This window comes from Thermobifida sp. (assembly GCF_017577275.1).
Taxonomy (GTDB): Bacteria; Actinomycetota; Actinomycetes; order Streptosporangiales; family Streptosporangiaceae; genus Thermobifida; species Thermobifida fusca.
Window position 1 is genome coordinate 46,545 of the sequence record NZ_PITY01000014.1, and the last position, 13,995, is coordinate 60,539.

15 protein-coding genes are annotated in these 13,995 nt (G+C 66.5%); 8 read left to right on the forward strand and 7 right to left on the reverse strand.

Going from position 1 to position 13,995, the window contains the following annotated elements:
• The first annotated feature begins 14 nt into the window (after positions 1-14).
• Both hisG and CW348_RS02435 read left to right on the forward strand, forming a co-directional pair.
• Positions 15-869, forward strand: coding sequence for an ATP phosphoribosyltransferase (gene hisG / locus CW348_RS02430; protein WP_011290621.1), 855 nt, complete (start codon positions 15-17; stop codon positions 867-869).
• 6 nt (positions 870-875) lie between these two features.
• Complete coding sequence (locus CW348_RS02435; protein ID WP_011290620.1) at positions 876-1,592, forward strand: spermidine synthase; 717 nt, start codon at positions 876-878, stop codon at positions 1,590-1,592.
• Between the two features lie 109 nt (positions 1,593-1,701).
• Here CW348_RS02435 and trxA read toward each other — a convergent pair whose 3' ends face one another.
• Positions 1,702-2,082, reverse strand: a complete 381-nt coding sequence (trxA, locus tag CW348_RS02440; RefSeq protein WP_016188041.1) for a thioredoxin — start codon at positions 2,080-2,082, stop codon at positions 1,702-1,704.
• A gap of 201 nt (positions 2,083-2,283) precedes the next feature.
• On the opposite strand from trxA, the gene CW348_RS02445 reads away from it, so the two are divergent.
• Positions 2,284-2,658, forward strand: coding sequence for a YidH family protein (locus CW348_RS02445; RefSeq protein ID WP_011290618.1), 375 nt, complete (start codon positions 2,284-2,286; stop codon positions 2,656-2,658).
• Complete coding sequence (locus tag CW348_RS02450) at positions 2,655-3,008, forward strand: DUF202 domain-containing protein (protein ID WP_011290617.1); 354 nt, start codon at positions 2,655-2,657, stop codon at positions 3,006-3,008. The genes CW348_RS02445 and CW348_RS02450 overlap by 4 nt, the downstream gene beginning before the upstream one ends.
• Positions 3,009-3,056: 48 nt before the next feature.
• Here the strand turns inward: CW348_RS02450 and CW348_RS02455 are convergent, their stop codons facing one another.
• From CW348_RS02455 to CW348_RS02465, 3 genes are all read right to left on the reverse strand, one after another.
• A complete protein-coding gene (locus CW348_RS02455; RefSeq protein ID WP_287462638.1) occupies positions 3,057-4,016 on the reverse strand; it encodes an NAD(P)-dependent oxidoreductase in 960 nt (319 codons plus the stop codon).
• A gap of 82 nt (positions 4,017-4,098) precedes the next feature.
• Positions 4,099-4,812 (reverse strand): PIG-L deacetylase family protein, encoded by a 714-nt coding sequence (locus CW348_RS02460; RefSeq protein WP_011290615.1) that lies wholly within the window; start codon positions 4,810-4,812, stop codon positions 4,099-4,101.
• 93 nt (positions 4,813-4,905) lie between these two features.
• Positions 4,906-5,613: a WbqC family protein gene (locus CW348_RS02465; RefSeq protein ID WP_038043096.1), complete on the reverse strand. Its 708-nt coding sequence runs from the start codon at positions 5,611-5,613 to the stop codon at positions 4,906-4,908.
• 369 nt (positions 5,614-5,982) lie between these two features.
• On the opposite strand from CW348_RS02465, the gene CW348_RS02470 reads away from it, so the two are divergent.
• Together CW348_RS02470 and CW348_RS02475 are read left to right on the forward strand one after the other, a co-directional pair.
• Positions 5,983-7,524, forward strand: a complete 1,542-nt coding sequence (locus CW348_RS02470; protein WP_011290613.1) for a glycosyltransferase family 2 protein — start codon at positions 5,983-5,985, stop codon at positions 7,522-7,524.
• 160 nt (positions 7,525-7,684) lie between these two features.
• The gene (locus tag CW348_RS02475) at positions 7,685-8,110 is read left to right on the forward strand and encodes a DUF3817 domain-containing protein (RefSeq protein ID WP_011290612.1); all 426 of its coding nucleotides are present in this window, start codon (positions 7,685-7,687) and stop codon (positions 8,108-8,110) included.
• On the opposite strand, the gene CW348_RS02480 is transcribed toward CW348_RS02475, so the two are convergent.
• Complete coding sequence (locus CW348_RS02480; RefSeq protein ID WP_011290611.1) at positions 8,080-8,910, reverse strand: SURF1 family protein; 831 nt, start codon at positions 8,908-8,910, stop codon at positions 8,080-8,082. The two genes, CW348_RS02475 and CW348_RS02480, sit on opposite strands and share 31 nt — an antisense overlap.
• 621 nt (positions 8,911-9,531) lie before the next feature.
• Here CW348_RS02480 and CW348_RS02485 point away from each other — a divergent pair.
• Both CW348_RS02485 and CW348_RS02490 read left to right on the forward strand, forming a co-directional pair.
• Positions 9,532-11,241 carry a serine/threonine-protein kinase gene (locus CW348_RS02485; protein ID WP_011290610.1) on the forward strand — a complete coding sequence of 570 codons (1,710 nt, stop codon included), beginning with the start codon at positions 9,532-9,534 and terminating at the stop codon, positions 11,239-11,241.
• Positions 11,242-11,338: 97 nt separating this feature from the next.
• Positions 11,339-12,124: an alpha/beta fold hydrolase gene (locus CW348_RS02490; RefSeq protein ID WP_011290609.1), complete on the forward strand. Its 786-nt coding sequence runs from the start codon at positions 11,339-11,341 to the stop codon at positions 12,122-12,124.
• A 454-nt stretch (positions 12,125-12,578) separates the two neighbouring features.
• On the opposite strand, the gene CW348_RS02495 is transcribed toward CW348_RS02490, so the two are convergent.
• Positions 12,579-12,809 (reverse strand): hypothetical protein, encoded by a 231-nt coding sequence (locus CW348_RS02495; RefSeq protein ID WP_011290608.1) that lies wholly within the window; start codon positions 12,807-12,809, stop codon positions 12,579-12,581.
• Between the two features lie 84 nt (positions 12,810-12,893).
• Positions 12,894-13,988, reverse strand: coding sequence for a Vms1/Ankzf1 family peptidyl-tRNA hydrolase (locus tag CW348_RS02500; RefSeq protein ID WP_258076908.1), 1,095 nt, complete (start codon positions 13,986-13,988; stop codon positions 12,894-12,896).
• Between the last annotated feature and the right edge of the window lie 7 nt (positions 13,989-13,995).

Consider the following 13,995-nt stretch of genomic DNA (forward strand, 5'->3'; position numbering starts at 1 on the left):
CGAGGAAGCATCCCATGACCGATCTGCTGCGCATCGCCGTGCCCAACAAGGGCCAGTTGTCCGAGCCTGCCATCGCCATGCTGCGCGAGGCCGGGTACCGCCAGCGCAAAGATTCCCGCGACCTGGTCCTGCTCGACCCCGACAACGGAGCCGAGTTCTTCTTCCTGCGCCCCAAGGACATCGCCGTCTACGTCGGTGAAGGCATCCTCCACGTGGGAATCACCGGCCGCGACATGCTCATCGACTCCGGCGCCCCCGTCGAAGAAGTGCTGGCGTTGGGCTTCGGCAATTCCACGTTCCGCTTCGCCGCGCGCAACGGCTCCTCGATGACGGTGGAAGACCTCGCTGGGAAGCGGATCGCCACCTCCTACGAAGGGCTGCTCACGTCCTATTTGAAGAAGCGCGGCATCGAAGCCCGGGTCATCCACCTCGACGGCGCTGTGGAGAGCTCGATCCAGCTGGGTGTGGCCGACGCGGTCGCTGACGTCGTGTCCACGGGCACGACCCTGCGCCAGGCCGGACTGGAGCCGTTCGGGGAGCCCATTCTGGAATCCGAGGCGGTCGTCATCCGTCGCAAAGGGGAACCGGACGACCCGAAAGTCGAGCAGTTGCTGCGCCGGCTGCGCGGTGTGCTCGTCGCCCGCGACTACGTGATGATGGACTACGACGTGCACGCCGAGCACTTGGAGGAGGCCATCGCTCTCACCCCCGGCATGGAGGGGCCCACCGTCTCGCCCCTGCACCGGGAAGGCTGGGTGGCGGTCCGGGCCATGGTGCCGCGCCGCGACGCCCAGCGGATCATGGACGACTTGTGGGAGATCGGGGCCCGCGCCATCCTCGTCACCGATATCTACGCCTGCCGACTCTGAAGCACGATGGACAGGTCCGCACAAGGAGTACCGGGGTTCTCTGACACCGCTGCGCCCGTGGTGGTCGACCGGACCCAGGGGGTCAGCGGCGGGGACCTGGTGCTGCGGCGGGTCGGCACCGACTACGAGATCATCAGCAACGGCGTGTTCCTCATGGACACCCGGGACGGCCGCTCCGAACGTGAACTGGTCCGCGCCTGCCTGCGTGTCCTGCCCGCGGACCAGACTGGACTGCGGGTCCTCGTCGGCGGGCTCGGGGTGGGATTCTCCGCGGCGGAGGCGCTGGCCAGTCCACGGGTCGCCCACGTGCGGGTGATCGAAGTGGAGCCGGCGGTCATCGCCTGGCATTCCGGTCCGCTGGGCGAGGCCGCGGGGCGTCCCACTGACGATCCGCGCTGCCAGGTGGTCTGCGCTGACCTGGTGGAATGGTTGGCTGAAACAGCGGAGACCTTCGACGCGGTGTGTCTGGACATCGACAACGGTCCCGACTGGACCGTGGTGGACAGCAACCGCCGGTTGTACAGCCCGGACGGTCTGGACCGGTTGGCGCAGCTCACCGCTCCGGGCGGGGCCTTGGCCGTGTGGAGTGCAATGCCCGCCCCCGACTTCGCCCTGCTGCTTGACCGCCGATTCGGCGCGGTCGAGGAGATCCGGGTGCCCGTGCGGCGGGGCGCTCCCGACGTGGTGTACCTGGCGCGCCCCCACGGCCCACACCGCCAGTGACCGGCGCCCTGCGGGACAACCGCGGGCTGTGGCGGCCGCTCCACGACGAAGGGTGGCGAGGATCACCGCGGTACGGCCCCCTCACCGCCCTCACCGGTCAGCCTGAGGTCTACTCCGACGCTTGGCCGTTGCCCTGCTGCTCGGCGATCTGCCGGCGCACTTCGTCCATGTCGAGGTCGCGGGCCTGCTGGATCAGGTCCTCCAGGGCCGCTTCCGGCAGCGCGCCCGGCTGGGCGTAGAGCACAGTCCGATCCCGCACGATCATGAGCGTCGGAATCGACTGGATGTTGAAGCTCGCGGCCAGCTCCTGCTGGGCCTCGGTGTCGACCTTGGCGAACACCAGGTCCTTGTGCCGTTCTGACGCCCGCTCAAAGATCGGAGCGAACATCTTGCACGGCCCGCACCAGGAGGCCCAAAAGTCGATGAGGACGAAGTCGTTCTCTTCGAGCGTCTGATTGAAGTTGTCCTTGGTCAGTTCGATAGTGGCCACAGGCTCTCCTGATCGTGGCGTCAGCAACGGTCTTCTCCCTTGTACAGCGGTTGAGGCCGCTGCTTTGTTCCGCATTCGGGGCATCGATGCGTCCACCCCTCCCCAACACTCGACAAAATCCCAGTTCAATACCGGTTTGTACGGAAAAACGTTCGTCCGTAGATTCGTGAGGGAAGCAGTGTCACCGGGGAAGGGGGGACCGTGGGCGCACTGTCCAGAGCGAAACGGCGGGCCAACGACGGCGGGGACGGGAAAGAACCGGACTACCGTTTCACTCTCGCCAACGAGCGCACGTTCCTGGCCTGGATCCGCACCGCGCTCGCGCTGGTAGCGGGTGCGGTCGCAGTGCTGCACCTGGTTCCGCTGCGGTGGCATGGCGGCACCCAACTCTCCGTGGGGCTGGCCCTGGCCGCCCTGGCCGTGGTGATCACCTGCTACGCCCCCATCCGGTGGATGCGGGTCCAGCGGGCGATGCGGCACGACCAGCCGCTGCCGACCACCCCGCTGCCGCTGATCACAGCGCTCGGTATCGGACTGATCTGCCTGGCCGTGGTGGTGGGGAACTACCTGCCATGAGCGGCCCCCGCGAACGCGACCCGGGCTTGCAGCCGGAACGGACCCTGCTGTCCTGGCAGCGCACTCTGTTCCTGCTCGCTGTGGTGACCCTGCTGTATCTGCGGGTCCCGCCCGAGGACACGCTGGCCGGTACGGTCGGCCAGCTCATCGCGGTGGGCATCCTGTTCGGCACGTCCACCGTACTCGCCGTGCACCTGCAGAAACGCTGGCGGCAGACCGACCACGGCCGGCGTGCCGACGGCTCCTTGCGACCGCCCGCGCCCCTGGCCCGCCCGTGGGCGCTCGTCGCCGTGAGCCTCGCCGTCCTGGGGATCAGCGTGATCGCTATCGTCTCTGCTTTTCCCGCGTAACCGGCGGTGGCCCCTGGAAGTTCCAGGGGCCACCGTGGTCTCTGCCGGTCAGGCCTGCTTGGCTTCGATGATGGAGTTGATGATGTCGTCGAGGCGGCGCGTCGGCTCGTAGCCGATGAGCTTCTTGGCGAGCGACGTGTCCGGCATGCGGCGGCGCATGTCCTCGTACCCTTCGCCGTACGCCTTCTCGTACGGGATGTACTCGATCGTGCTGCTCGAACCGGCCAGTTCGATGACCCGTTCCGCCAGGCCGCGAATGGAGATCTCCTCCATACCGCCCAGGTTGACCGCCTGGTTGTAGGCGGCCGGGGTGTCCATGAGTTTCACCACGGCCGGAACCACGTCGAAGACCGAGCCGAAGCACCGCCGCTGCGTGCCGTCACCGTAGACGGTGATCGGCTCGTTGGCCAGCGCCTGGCTGACGAACCGCGGCACCACCATGCCGTAGCGTCCGGTCTGCCGCGGGCCGACGATGTTGAAGAACCGGACGATGACCGTCGGGATCCCGGTCTCCTTGCCGTAGACGTAGGCGACCAGTTCGTCCAGTCCTTTCGCCGCCGCATACGACCAGCGGCTCTTCAGCGGGGAGCCGAGGATGCGGTCGGCGTCTTCGGTGAGACCATCCGCGTCGTTCTTGCCGTACACCTCGCTCGTGGAGGCCACCATGATGCGGGCCCCGTGCCGGGCCGCGGCTTCCACCACGTTCTCGGTGCCGTGCAGGTTCACCCGCAGGGACTCCAAGGGCTTGTCCACAATGGTGTGCACCCCGACCGCGGCAGCCAGGTGGAACACGGTGTCGCAGGAGCCGACCAGCTTGTCGACCAGCGCGGTGTCCAGAATGGAGCCCTCGACGAACTCGAAGTTAGGGGCGGCAGCAAGCTGCGCCAGATTCTCCTTGGAGCCGGTGGACAGGTCATCGAGCACCGTGACCTGGTGGCCTTGGGACGTCAGGTAGTCGCACAAATGGGATCCGATAAATCCGGCGCCCCCCGTAACCAGGGCTTTCACGCTGTTTCTCCTTTGCAAAGACACGGCCGCAGAAGGGCTCGGGTGTTCCTGTTTGCTGCGTGACGGCACCGCGCCTGGAAGGTCAGGCGAGCCACCGCATCATGTGGTAGGCCTCTGCGTAGGGCACTCCGGCGTGCATGCCGCGCAGGGTGGCCAGGCTGCGCAGCGTCTCGTCGGAGCGGGTGTGCGGGTGGTCGTGGCTCTGGGTTCCGTACAGGTGCATCGCGTGGATCTTGGCGTCCACCTGCTCTTTGGTGAGTTCGACGAAGAAGTTGGGCGACGGTGCGGCGTCGTAGCGCCACTGGTCGGCGGCCTGCTCGTAGGCGAGGACCAGGCGCGGGTGGTGGCGCCGTTGGGTGTTGGACGGCCGTAGCGCGGTGTGCAGCGCTTCAGCGGTGATCTGGTGGTCCTGGTTGTAGCTGGTGCGGTGCGGCGCGATCACCGTGGTCGGTTTGAGCTTGGCGATGGACAGCGGGCTGCCGCGCTCGATCGCGTTGGTGAGCTCAAAGCGGGGCACCGCGTCCAGTTTGAGGTGGTACGCGTCACCGGGAAAGGCAAAATGCCAGTCGTCCCAGCCGTAGAATTCCGCGACTTCTTTGACTTCTTGGTAGCGCTCTTCGGCGGTGGACAGTCCTTTAGGCGAGTTGTCAGCGGTGTCCCCCACGGTCATGAACTGGATGTAGACCTCGGCCCCCGCATCCTTGGCTTTGCGCATGAGCCCTCCGCAGCCGAGCGTCTCATCGTCAGGGTGCGGTGCGAGGATGAGGATCCGCTCGCGAGACCAGTCGATCATCATTGGATGTCCTCGATTCAGTAGGGCCTGAGGCAGCACCGAGCCGCTTCAGGCAGGTCGCAGCGTTTCGGTTCTAGGGAAGAGCGTGCGGGCCGGTCAGTCGGCGATGCGCGCCTGGCGCACCAGGTCCATTCCTTCGGGGCCGACGTTGAGCAGCAGGTCTATGGCTGCCATGCGGGGCAGGAATTCCTGTCCTTTCCGGTTGTGCTGCGGGTACTCCGGGTGTTGGAAGTTCTGCCACTCGACGGCGATCCCGTACCGGTCGAACACGTCCTTGTCGAGGTAGGCGCGGGCACCATCGCCGGAGAGCATGGTGGTCGCCCCCACTTTGGCGCTGATCTGCGCGAGCAGTTCACTCTTCTGTACGGTGAACTCGCCCAGTTCGCTCGAGCGCACCATGGGAGTGGTGATTCCGAACGCGTTGAGCACGAACTCGGTGGTCGCTAGAGAAAGGTCGACCAGTTGTTCCCACCGGCGTTCGTAGATGGCTGTGATTTCAGCGCCGAACTCGTCCCAAAAAGGTGCCTTACGGTAACAGTGTTGCGCCAGTGTTCTACTGTGTTTCTCCCACCACGGTGAACTATTGTTCACCGATTTGTCCATGATCCGCTCGTCCCGGCTGCGCTGCACCACCGGAACGGTCAGCAGGACCGGACCATTCTTCGATGCCACATAGTTACGGTGCTGCCACCCTTTCCTCTCAAACTGGACATGATCGAGGACAACAAACAAGTCACAGCGGTCGATCTTGTCCAGTAGGCCCAGCCATGGCAGGTAGTGCGGCTGGTGCATGGCAACACGCACAGTCAATTCCCCTTCACGCAAACGGTCGAGCGCCGTGGTTCCTGGTTGAGGGTACGAGATTCCTCCTCCGGCCGTCCTCTTCTTGACCGGACTCAGGCTCTTTCATCGATCAAGTCATATATTCGTAACCTGAACGATAGCCACCTCCCCAATTACGACGATGTTTTGTTCGGAACAATCCATACGGTGAGGCGGTGCTCCCGGATTACCAAAGCAATGGTGCAGACTTGCGGTCGATCCACATACACAATTTTTCGTAATCCGGTTTTCGTTGATCGCCCCAGGACAACTCACCGTGCCGTTGAAACGTCCATCTAACGGTAGTTTTATGCCACCCGCTGTCACCCCAACACTCTGCGGAGGTCCCTAGTGCGCACTGCCCGTTTCATCGGGAGCTGGTTGGCGGGCCTGCTCTCGTTGGCAACCGCAGCACTTCTCTTCATGCTGTGGCTCAGGTTCGTCCTCGGCTCCGGTAACGACACCCCGGTTGCCTTCCTGCTGATCATCGGGGTAGGCCTCAACCTCATGGTCTGGTCGCTGATCGGCCTGATCAGACTGATCGATGAATGGATCCATAAACTACTCGGCCGCGATCCCTTCGGCTCCCGCCGGGAGCTTCCACGCCGTGCGAAGGCTCGGATCCGGGACGAAGACAAGCGGGTCACCTTCGCCGCCCGGTCCCGAAGCGGTGCGCGGCGCGCCCGCCGCACTCCCACCCCGGTGCTCAACCCGGACACCGGGGAATTCGAGATCCCCAAAGTCAACACCGACCCGGAGACCATTTCGCTCGCGGTCATCATCCCGGCGCACAACGAAGAACCCGTCATCGACGGCGCTATCCGTTCCGCCCTTCGACTCTTCGACCGCTGGGACATCTACGTGGTGTCGGACAGTTCGAGCGACGCCACCGCCGAAATCGCCGCCCAGACCGGTGTCAACGTCTTGGAACTGCTGACCAACCGCGGTAAGGCGGGCGCGATCGAAGCGGTCATTCAGGAATTCGACCTCATCGACAACTACGACGGTGTCGTCATCCTCGACGCCGACACCGAGCTCGACGAGAACTACGTCAAAGGCGTCCGCGACCAGTTGCGGGACCCCACGGTCGCCGCTGTCGCCGGATTCGTTGTCGCCGAGTGGAAGCCGCAGCAGCGCACCGTCATCGGCCGCCTGATCGCCGCCTACCGCGACCGGCTCTACTGGCTGATGCAGTACATGCTCCGGTTCGGCCAGACCTGGCGATTCACCAGCGTCACCTTCATCGTCCCCGGGTTTGCCAGCACCTACCGCACCAGTGTCCTGAAGCACCTGGATATCAACCCCGAGGGCCTCGTCATCGAAGACTTCAACATGACCTTCGAGGTGCACCACAAGAAGCTGGGCCGCATCTCGATGCGTCCCGACACCAAGGCCTACTCCCAGGACCCCTTCACGCTAAGCGACTACAAGAGCCAGGTGCGGCGGTGGAGCCTCGGCTTCTGGCAGACCGTGCGGCGTCACGGTATTTGGCCGAGCCTCTTCTGGTTCTCGCTGTTCTTCTACATCCTGGAGATCGTTCTGGTCGCGGCCCTGCTCCTGCTGACCGCGCTGATCTTCGTGTTCGTGCTTCCTCCGGCCCTGTTCGGGGAGGAAGTGCTCGTCGTGGAGTGGTACGCCGCAGGCTACGCCGCGGTGACCTCGGTCCTGCCGCTGAGCACGGTGGCGGTCGGCCTCTTCGTGCCGGACTACATCCTCACCTGCGTCGTCGCGATGATCCGCCGTCGGCCGAGCTACCTGTTCTACGGCCTGTTCTACCTGCCGCTGCGGCTGCTCGACTCCTACCTGATGCTCATCACCATTCCGCAAGCGTGGACGACCAAGTCCGACGGCCGGTGGAAGAGCCCCACCCGTATGCCGGTCAAGACGCCGTGACCACGGCACAGCCGGCATCCCGACCCGGGTCACGGGCGTCCAGCACAGCGCTTAGTCTCAAAGAGGAAGCGGAGAACACGGGCCCGGTTGTCCGGCGGCCTCCTGGGCGGTGCCGCCGGACAACCGGGTCCGATCACGAGGTCGAAGCCGAGGTGCCCAAGTGGAGAACAAGCGTCTTCCTCTCACGGTCTACCGTGTCCTGGCCTACGTCACTTCGACGTGGCTGCTGCTGTTGACGTTCGTGGCGATGCCCGCCAAATACCTCGTCGGGGAGACCGCCCAGTTCTCCGTGGTTCCCGCCCCCGCCGGCTTGGAGCAGTGGTTCGGTGCGGAGACTCCGCTGATGATGTACATCGCGATCCCGCACGGCTACATCTACATGGTGTTCGTGCTGTCCGTGCTGTGGCTGGCGCTCAAGCGCCGGTGGAACGCGCTCCGGACCGTCGGGGTCATGCTGTCCGGCACGATCCCGGTCGTGGGATTCTTCGTGGAACGCAAGATCGCAGCCGAGGAGCAGGCCGCGATCGACGCGGAAGAGCAGACGTCCGGTGCCGCTCAGTCGGCGACCATCTCCGCCGACGGCTGAGCCGGTTCGGCAGGGCCCTCGGCCGCCGCACCGCCGTCCTGCCGCGCCTTCCGGTGGTCGTCCAGCTCCCGCCGCATCAGGGAGACCCAGAACACGATGGCGGCCAGCCCGAACACCCACCACTGGGCGGCATAGCTGAGGTTCCGGAAGTTCCACACGATCCCCTGTGGCGGGTCCGGCGGCGGGAACTCTTCCAACGCACTCCCCGCTCCGGCGGGCGTCGGCGGACTCTGCTCCCCTAGCGTGACGTACCCCTCATAGAGCTGGTAAGGCCACTCGTTGACCAGCAGGGCGGAGGAGATCCGCGCGATCTGCCCCTCCGGGAGGATCGCCGAATAGCCGCGTGACGCCTCGTCCTGCGGCAACTGGAGCCAGCCGCGGACCGTGACCTCGCCGTCCGGCGGGGGAGGAACCTCGTCGGCGGCGTCGAGGGGGATCCACCCCCGGTTCACCGCTACCGCGACGCCGTCCTCGGTCACCAGCGGAATCACCACGGAGTACCCTTCAGCGCCGTCCGGGGACAGCGCCGGGGAGAGCAACTGGTGCTCGGCGTCGTAGGTCCCCGTCACGACCACGGCCTCGTTAGCGAGGTCCTGAGGCATGTACTCGCCGGGACGGAGCAGCGTGCTGATATCCACCGCCGCGGCAAGATCCGCAACCGGGTTGGTCACCGTCTCACGGTCCGGCCGCTGCGCCCGTTCGTACTGCCAGTAGCCGAACAGGGTGCAGGTGAGCACCGCGAGGAGCGCGAGCAGGTGGATACCGAGCCAGCGGGGTCGCAGAAGGAGTGGGACACGCACGCTTCCAGGCTATGCGCGCTGCTGCGCGGCCGCTCAGCACCCCCGCGGCACGGCGGGAGTTGACTGTGCGCAAAGGAACGAATAGCCATCACTTTAAGTGTTCATCAGTGACTCACGGTTGTTTCAGCAGATGAGCATGGGTACTCTGGATATCACCACGGGAGAGAACCACGGCCTCCCGTGACGTAGGCCATTCCGAAGGTCGCCGGCTTCTGGGGGGAGGAGTCGGCGGCCGTTCCCTAGCGAAGGCCGCCTCCGTGCTTTGAGGGGGGACACGGGGGCGGCCTTTGCGCTGCCCTCGCCACTGGACCCCGTGATCTCGCTCTCCTTTTCCTGATGACCGACTCTTTCGTGTTGTCAGCCAATGCCCGAAAAGGGTTTTCGGTCTTTTCGACAGAACCAACTCTTCTGTGATTTCGTTCATCTGTTCCTGTAGGTGCGTCACGTTCCAGGGAACGGGAATGTGCTCTGGCGGAACCGCCCACGGTGTGGTTCGCTGATGGAGCATGATCGTTCCAGTGGCCATTCACCTAGCCTGCCCGCTCATTCCCGGACGGTTCCCGACATGACGCGGTTTGGAGCCATCCAGTGCCCGGCGGAGTGGAGGGAGAGAACAGTCGTATGACAAGTCCGCTACGGCCTGAGGACCCCACTCGGGTCGGGGATTACGACCTTGTTGCCCGTATCGGCAAGGGCGGCCAAGGCGTGGTGTACCTCGGCAAAGCTCCCGACGGCACCCGCGTCGCCGTCAAAGTCATGGAGACCTCCTGGGCCTCCAACAGCCGAGCGCGCAGCAGGTTCGCCAAAGAGATCGAAGCGGCCTCCAAAGTCGCCCCCTTCTGCACCGCGGCGCTTTTGGACTCCGACATCAACGCGGACCCGCCCTACATCGTCAGCGAGTACATCGAAGGCCCGTCGCTCCGCGACGCCGTGCTCCGTGACGGGCCGCGGACCGGGGCCGCGCTCGACCGGCTCGCTATCTCCACCGCCACCGCCCTCGTGGCGATCCACCAGGCAGGCGTGATCCACCGCGACTTCAAACCGGCCAACGTCCTGCTGGGACCGGACGGCCCCAGGGTGATCGACTTCGGGATCGCCCGGCACTCCGAGGCCACGGTGACCGCGACCGACTCCATCGTCGGCACCCCCGCCTACATGGCCCCGGAACAGGTGGAAGGACGCGAACTCACCCCGGCCGTGGACATCTTCGCCTGGGCCGGGGTCATGGTGTTCGCCGCCACCGGACAGTCGCCCTTCCACGACGAAACCCTGCCCGCGATCATCAACCGGGTCCTCCACCAGCCGCCCCGCCTCGACGGAGTGGACGAGCGGCTCCGGCCGCTCCTGGAGGCCTGCCTCGCCAAAGAGCCGGAGCGCCGCCCCACCGCGGTGCAGGTCCTCGGTGTCCTCGTCGGCCACGACCCGGCGACACTCCCCCAGGTGCCGGTCGAAGAAGTCCTGGAAAACGGGTACACCGCGGCCCTCAACGAGCAGACGCAGATCGCGGCGACCGCTGCACTGCCGATCCCCATCGGCGACCAGGCCCCAGAACCCGCCCCCACCGCGGTGATGCCCGCGGCCGAAGACACCCCCGCCCCGGAGTCCCGCACGCCGGTGAGCGGCCTGGCCGCGCTCGCCGCGAACCGCCCCGCCGACGAGGCCCCCGCCAGCAGTCCCCCGAGCGGCCCGCTGCGTACCACGAGCGGACTCGCCGCCCTCGTCAACACGGGAGAGAACAAGCAGCCAACCGCCTCCTCTCCCGGGGAGGGCCCGCCGCGCCGGAGTGCCGGTCCCGGCCACCAGCCGCTGCCCCCGCGTTCCACACGCGAGCGGAAAACCGTCCTGTCCTGGCTTGTGGCCGCGGGGATCCTCATCATCGTCCTGGCCGGCGGCTGGTTCCTCATCGACACGTTCCTGCTCTCCCCCAACGGGCAGTCCCCCGAAGCCACCCCGGTGGACGGCACCCGCCGCGACACCCCGGCACAGGACGGCATCGACGACTCCGTCCCTTCCCCGTCCGCGATCGACCCCGACACCCCCACGAGCAGCGACACCGGCTACCCCGGCGGAGAGCTCTACCCGTCCCTGCCGTACGACGACATGTCCCAGACCGACCCCATGGAAGAGCCGCACCTCAACCCCACCATTCCCGGGGAAGGCCCCTGGCACAGTCCCCCCGCCGGGGAGGAGGCTCCCGGACAGCCCCACGGAGGCGGTGCTGAGGAAGGCGGTTCCGAAGGGGGCGAGCAGCCGGGCACCGGCGGGCCCGGGGGAAGCGGAGAAGGCGGGGCCGGCGTAGGCCGAGTGGCTGTCTCGCCGGCCGCTCCATGACCGGAACGGCCTGCTCCGTGCCGGACGCACCCGGAAAATGCCCTACGGCTCAAGGGAATGCCGGTAGGCTTTGGCTCGCTGTCCCAGGAGGTCCCAGATGGCCGTTGTCCCCCTTCAGCACCGCTTCGACGGACCGCGGACCGCACCGGTGGTGGTGCTGGTCCCCACCCTCGGCACGAAGTGGTCGATGTGGGAGCCGCAGATGCCGGAGCTCACCCGCCGCTTGCGGGTACTCCGTGTCAACCACCGCGGCCACGGCTCGTCTCCCGCTCCTCCCGGCCCCTATTCCATGCAGGAGCTCGGCGGCGACCTGCTGACCCTCCTCGACGAGTGTGACCTGGAGCAGGTGTCGTTCATCGGGATCGGTTTGGGGGCGATGGTGGCGCTGTGGGTGGCTGCCACGAACCCTTCCCGGGTCTCCCGGCTGGCATTGGTCTCCACCACGGCGTGGGCGCCCCCGCTGCCCCGTTGGCGCGACATCGGCGACCGGGTACGCCACTTCGGGATCTCCTCAGTGATCGACGAGGTCACCCGCTCCTGGTTCACGCCTGGTTTCTGCGAGCGGCGGCCCGACATTGTCACCCGGTTCACCGAAGAATTCGAGAAGATCTCGCCGGAAGGCTACGCCGGGTGCTGTGACGCCATCGCCGCCTTGGACCACCGACCGCTGGCGCGGCTAGTCCACGCACCCACCGTGGTGATCGCGGGCGCCCACGACCCGCAGACCCCGCCGGGTCACGGCCGCAGGCTCGCAGCCCTCCTCCCCCACGCCCGCTTTGAGGTCGTCAGCGGTGCCGCTCACCTCGTCAACGTGGAACGCTCCGACGTCGTCAACGAGCTGCTGCTCCAGCACCTGGACCCGCTCTCGGTCCACTGGCCTTGACTGCGGTACCGCAATAGAGACGACGCCCCGTCTCACACCGGCGGCCCTGCCGTGGCGGCAGCTCTGCGCCTACCCGTTCCGGAGGTCAAAAGGCCGTCCGCTGGCCTGTGCCGCCAGGCCCGCCATTCCGAATCCAGAAAATTCACGCCTTCGGGGATAGACGCACATCCCCTTTTTTATTTCCGGGACTACCCGGAAAGCACACCACCGGGTCTTCTGCGACAGCGGTCCGGAATATCTGCCCCGGCACAAAAACCTCGGAAACATCTTCAGTTGCTCGCGGCCGCCCGCTGAAGAATTTCCTTCTCTTCCCGCAAAACACGCGTCCGGGGTTTTCGCCGCGGCGGCCGCTTTTCCAACCTTCAACAGCGGAATGCGTCAGCGGGGAACCGCGGGCGGGCGCTCCGCCCCTGCCGCGGACCGCGCCACGCCGCCCCCACCGCGGTCGCCGGCATCACCGCTCGTAGCGGCGGCGGCGACTCACCCAGTAGACGTTCAGACACGCCGCGAGGAAACCCGCACCCAAAACGACCGCCAACGGCACGGAGTCCGCCCACACCGCGGCGAGCACCGCTCCCACCAGGAGCACCACTGCACCGAAGACAGCGAGGACCAGGCGGAACGTCAGCGCGCTCGCCGGCCGGTCGTGACTTCCCAACGGCCCTTTGAGACTTCCGCGTCGCATACTCCCCTCCACCGACGGTCGTAGCCTCGCAACGGTCTTCCCTCGGAGGGCAGAACGACGGCTATGACGACGTCCGCCCAGCGGCTACCGCACTGCTGTGGTGTACCGCAGGATGGCCCCGACGCCCTCCGCAGCGCTGTTGTCCGTCAACTCTACGAACTCGGCATCGGTGTAGGCAGCCGCCCGCAGGAGCAGGGCACTGGCCGGCGCCTGGATCGCGCTCTCGGGGTCGCTCAGCGACTCCCGGTCCACCGACACTTCCAGCGGATCGGTGCGGGAGCCCCAAATCCACGGCTCCTTCCCCAAGTCCGCTGCCAGGAGCAGCGTCTTCACTTGGGCGCGGCGCAGGGCTTCCGCGGCAGCCGCGATCCCCTGGGTCGCCCCCTCACCCCGGCTCAGCGCCGTAGTGAACTCGGCACGTTCCCGCTTCCTGGTCTCGGCCACCACGCAGTCCACCACACCGTCTGCGGCCTCCCGCAGACTGGCCAGCGCCGCCGGATCGTGCCGTCCCCCGCCGGGATGCTCCACGAGGATGTCGCGCACCCGTTCGCTCAAGTGGTCACGGAGCTTGCCGATCGCCCGCTCGTCTCCGCCGACGAACACGACCTCGGCGCCCACATGGGCAGCCGTATCCTCCACGTCTTTGGCCACTTCTTGGGCGTTGGCGTCCCACAGGTTCTCCGAGCGGCGCTGGTAGTGCTTGTGCGTCCACCCGCCGACCCGCACCTTCTGGATGTGCAGGGTGCTGCCGGAGAAACTCCGCTGGAACTCGGGTTTGTGCTGGGCAGCGGTGTAGGCGGACACATCAGCCCCTTCCCGGTCCGCCGCCACCGTCACATAGGGGATCTGGTGGTTGCGGTCGATGACCACGCCGAGAGGGTAAGCGACCGGCCACCAGACCGCGCTGTCCCGCAGCGGCGGCCGGGACAGGGTGAACGCGCCCAGCACTCTTCCCTCTGCGGCGAACAGTGCCTCCCCCTGCGGGCCGGGAACACCGGGTTCTCCCTCCGCCACTTCGTCCAACGCTTGCAGGGTCGCCTCATCGGCCCCCTGCTCGGCGAGGCGCTCCCGGGCGGCACGCCAGCGCAGCTCGATCTCTTTGAAGGCGCTCTCTGTGGTCCGAGTGGTGTCCAGGTAGACCGAGGCCACCGGAGCGGTCGTCTCGTACAACGGTCGCAAGAAACCC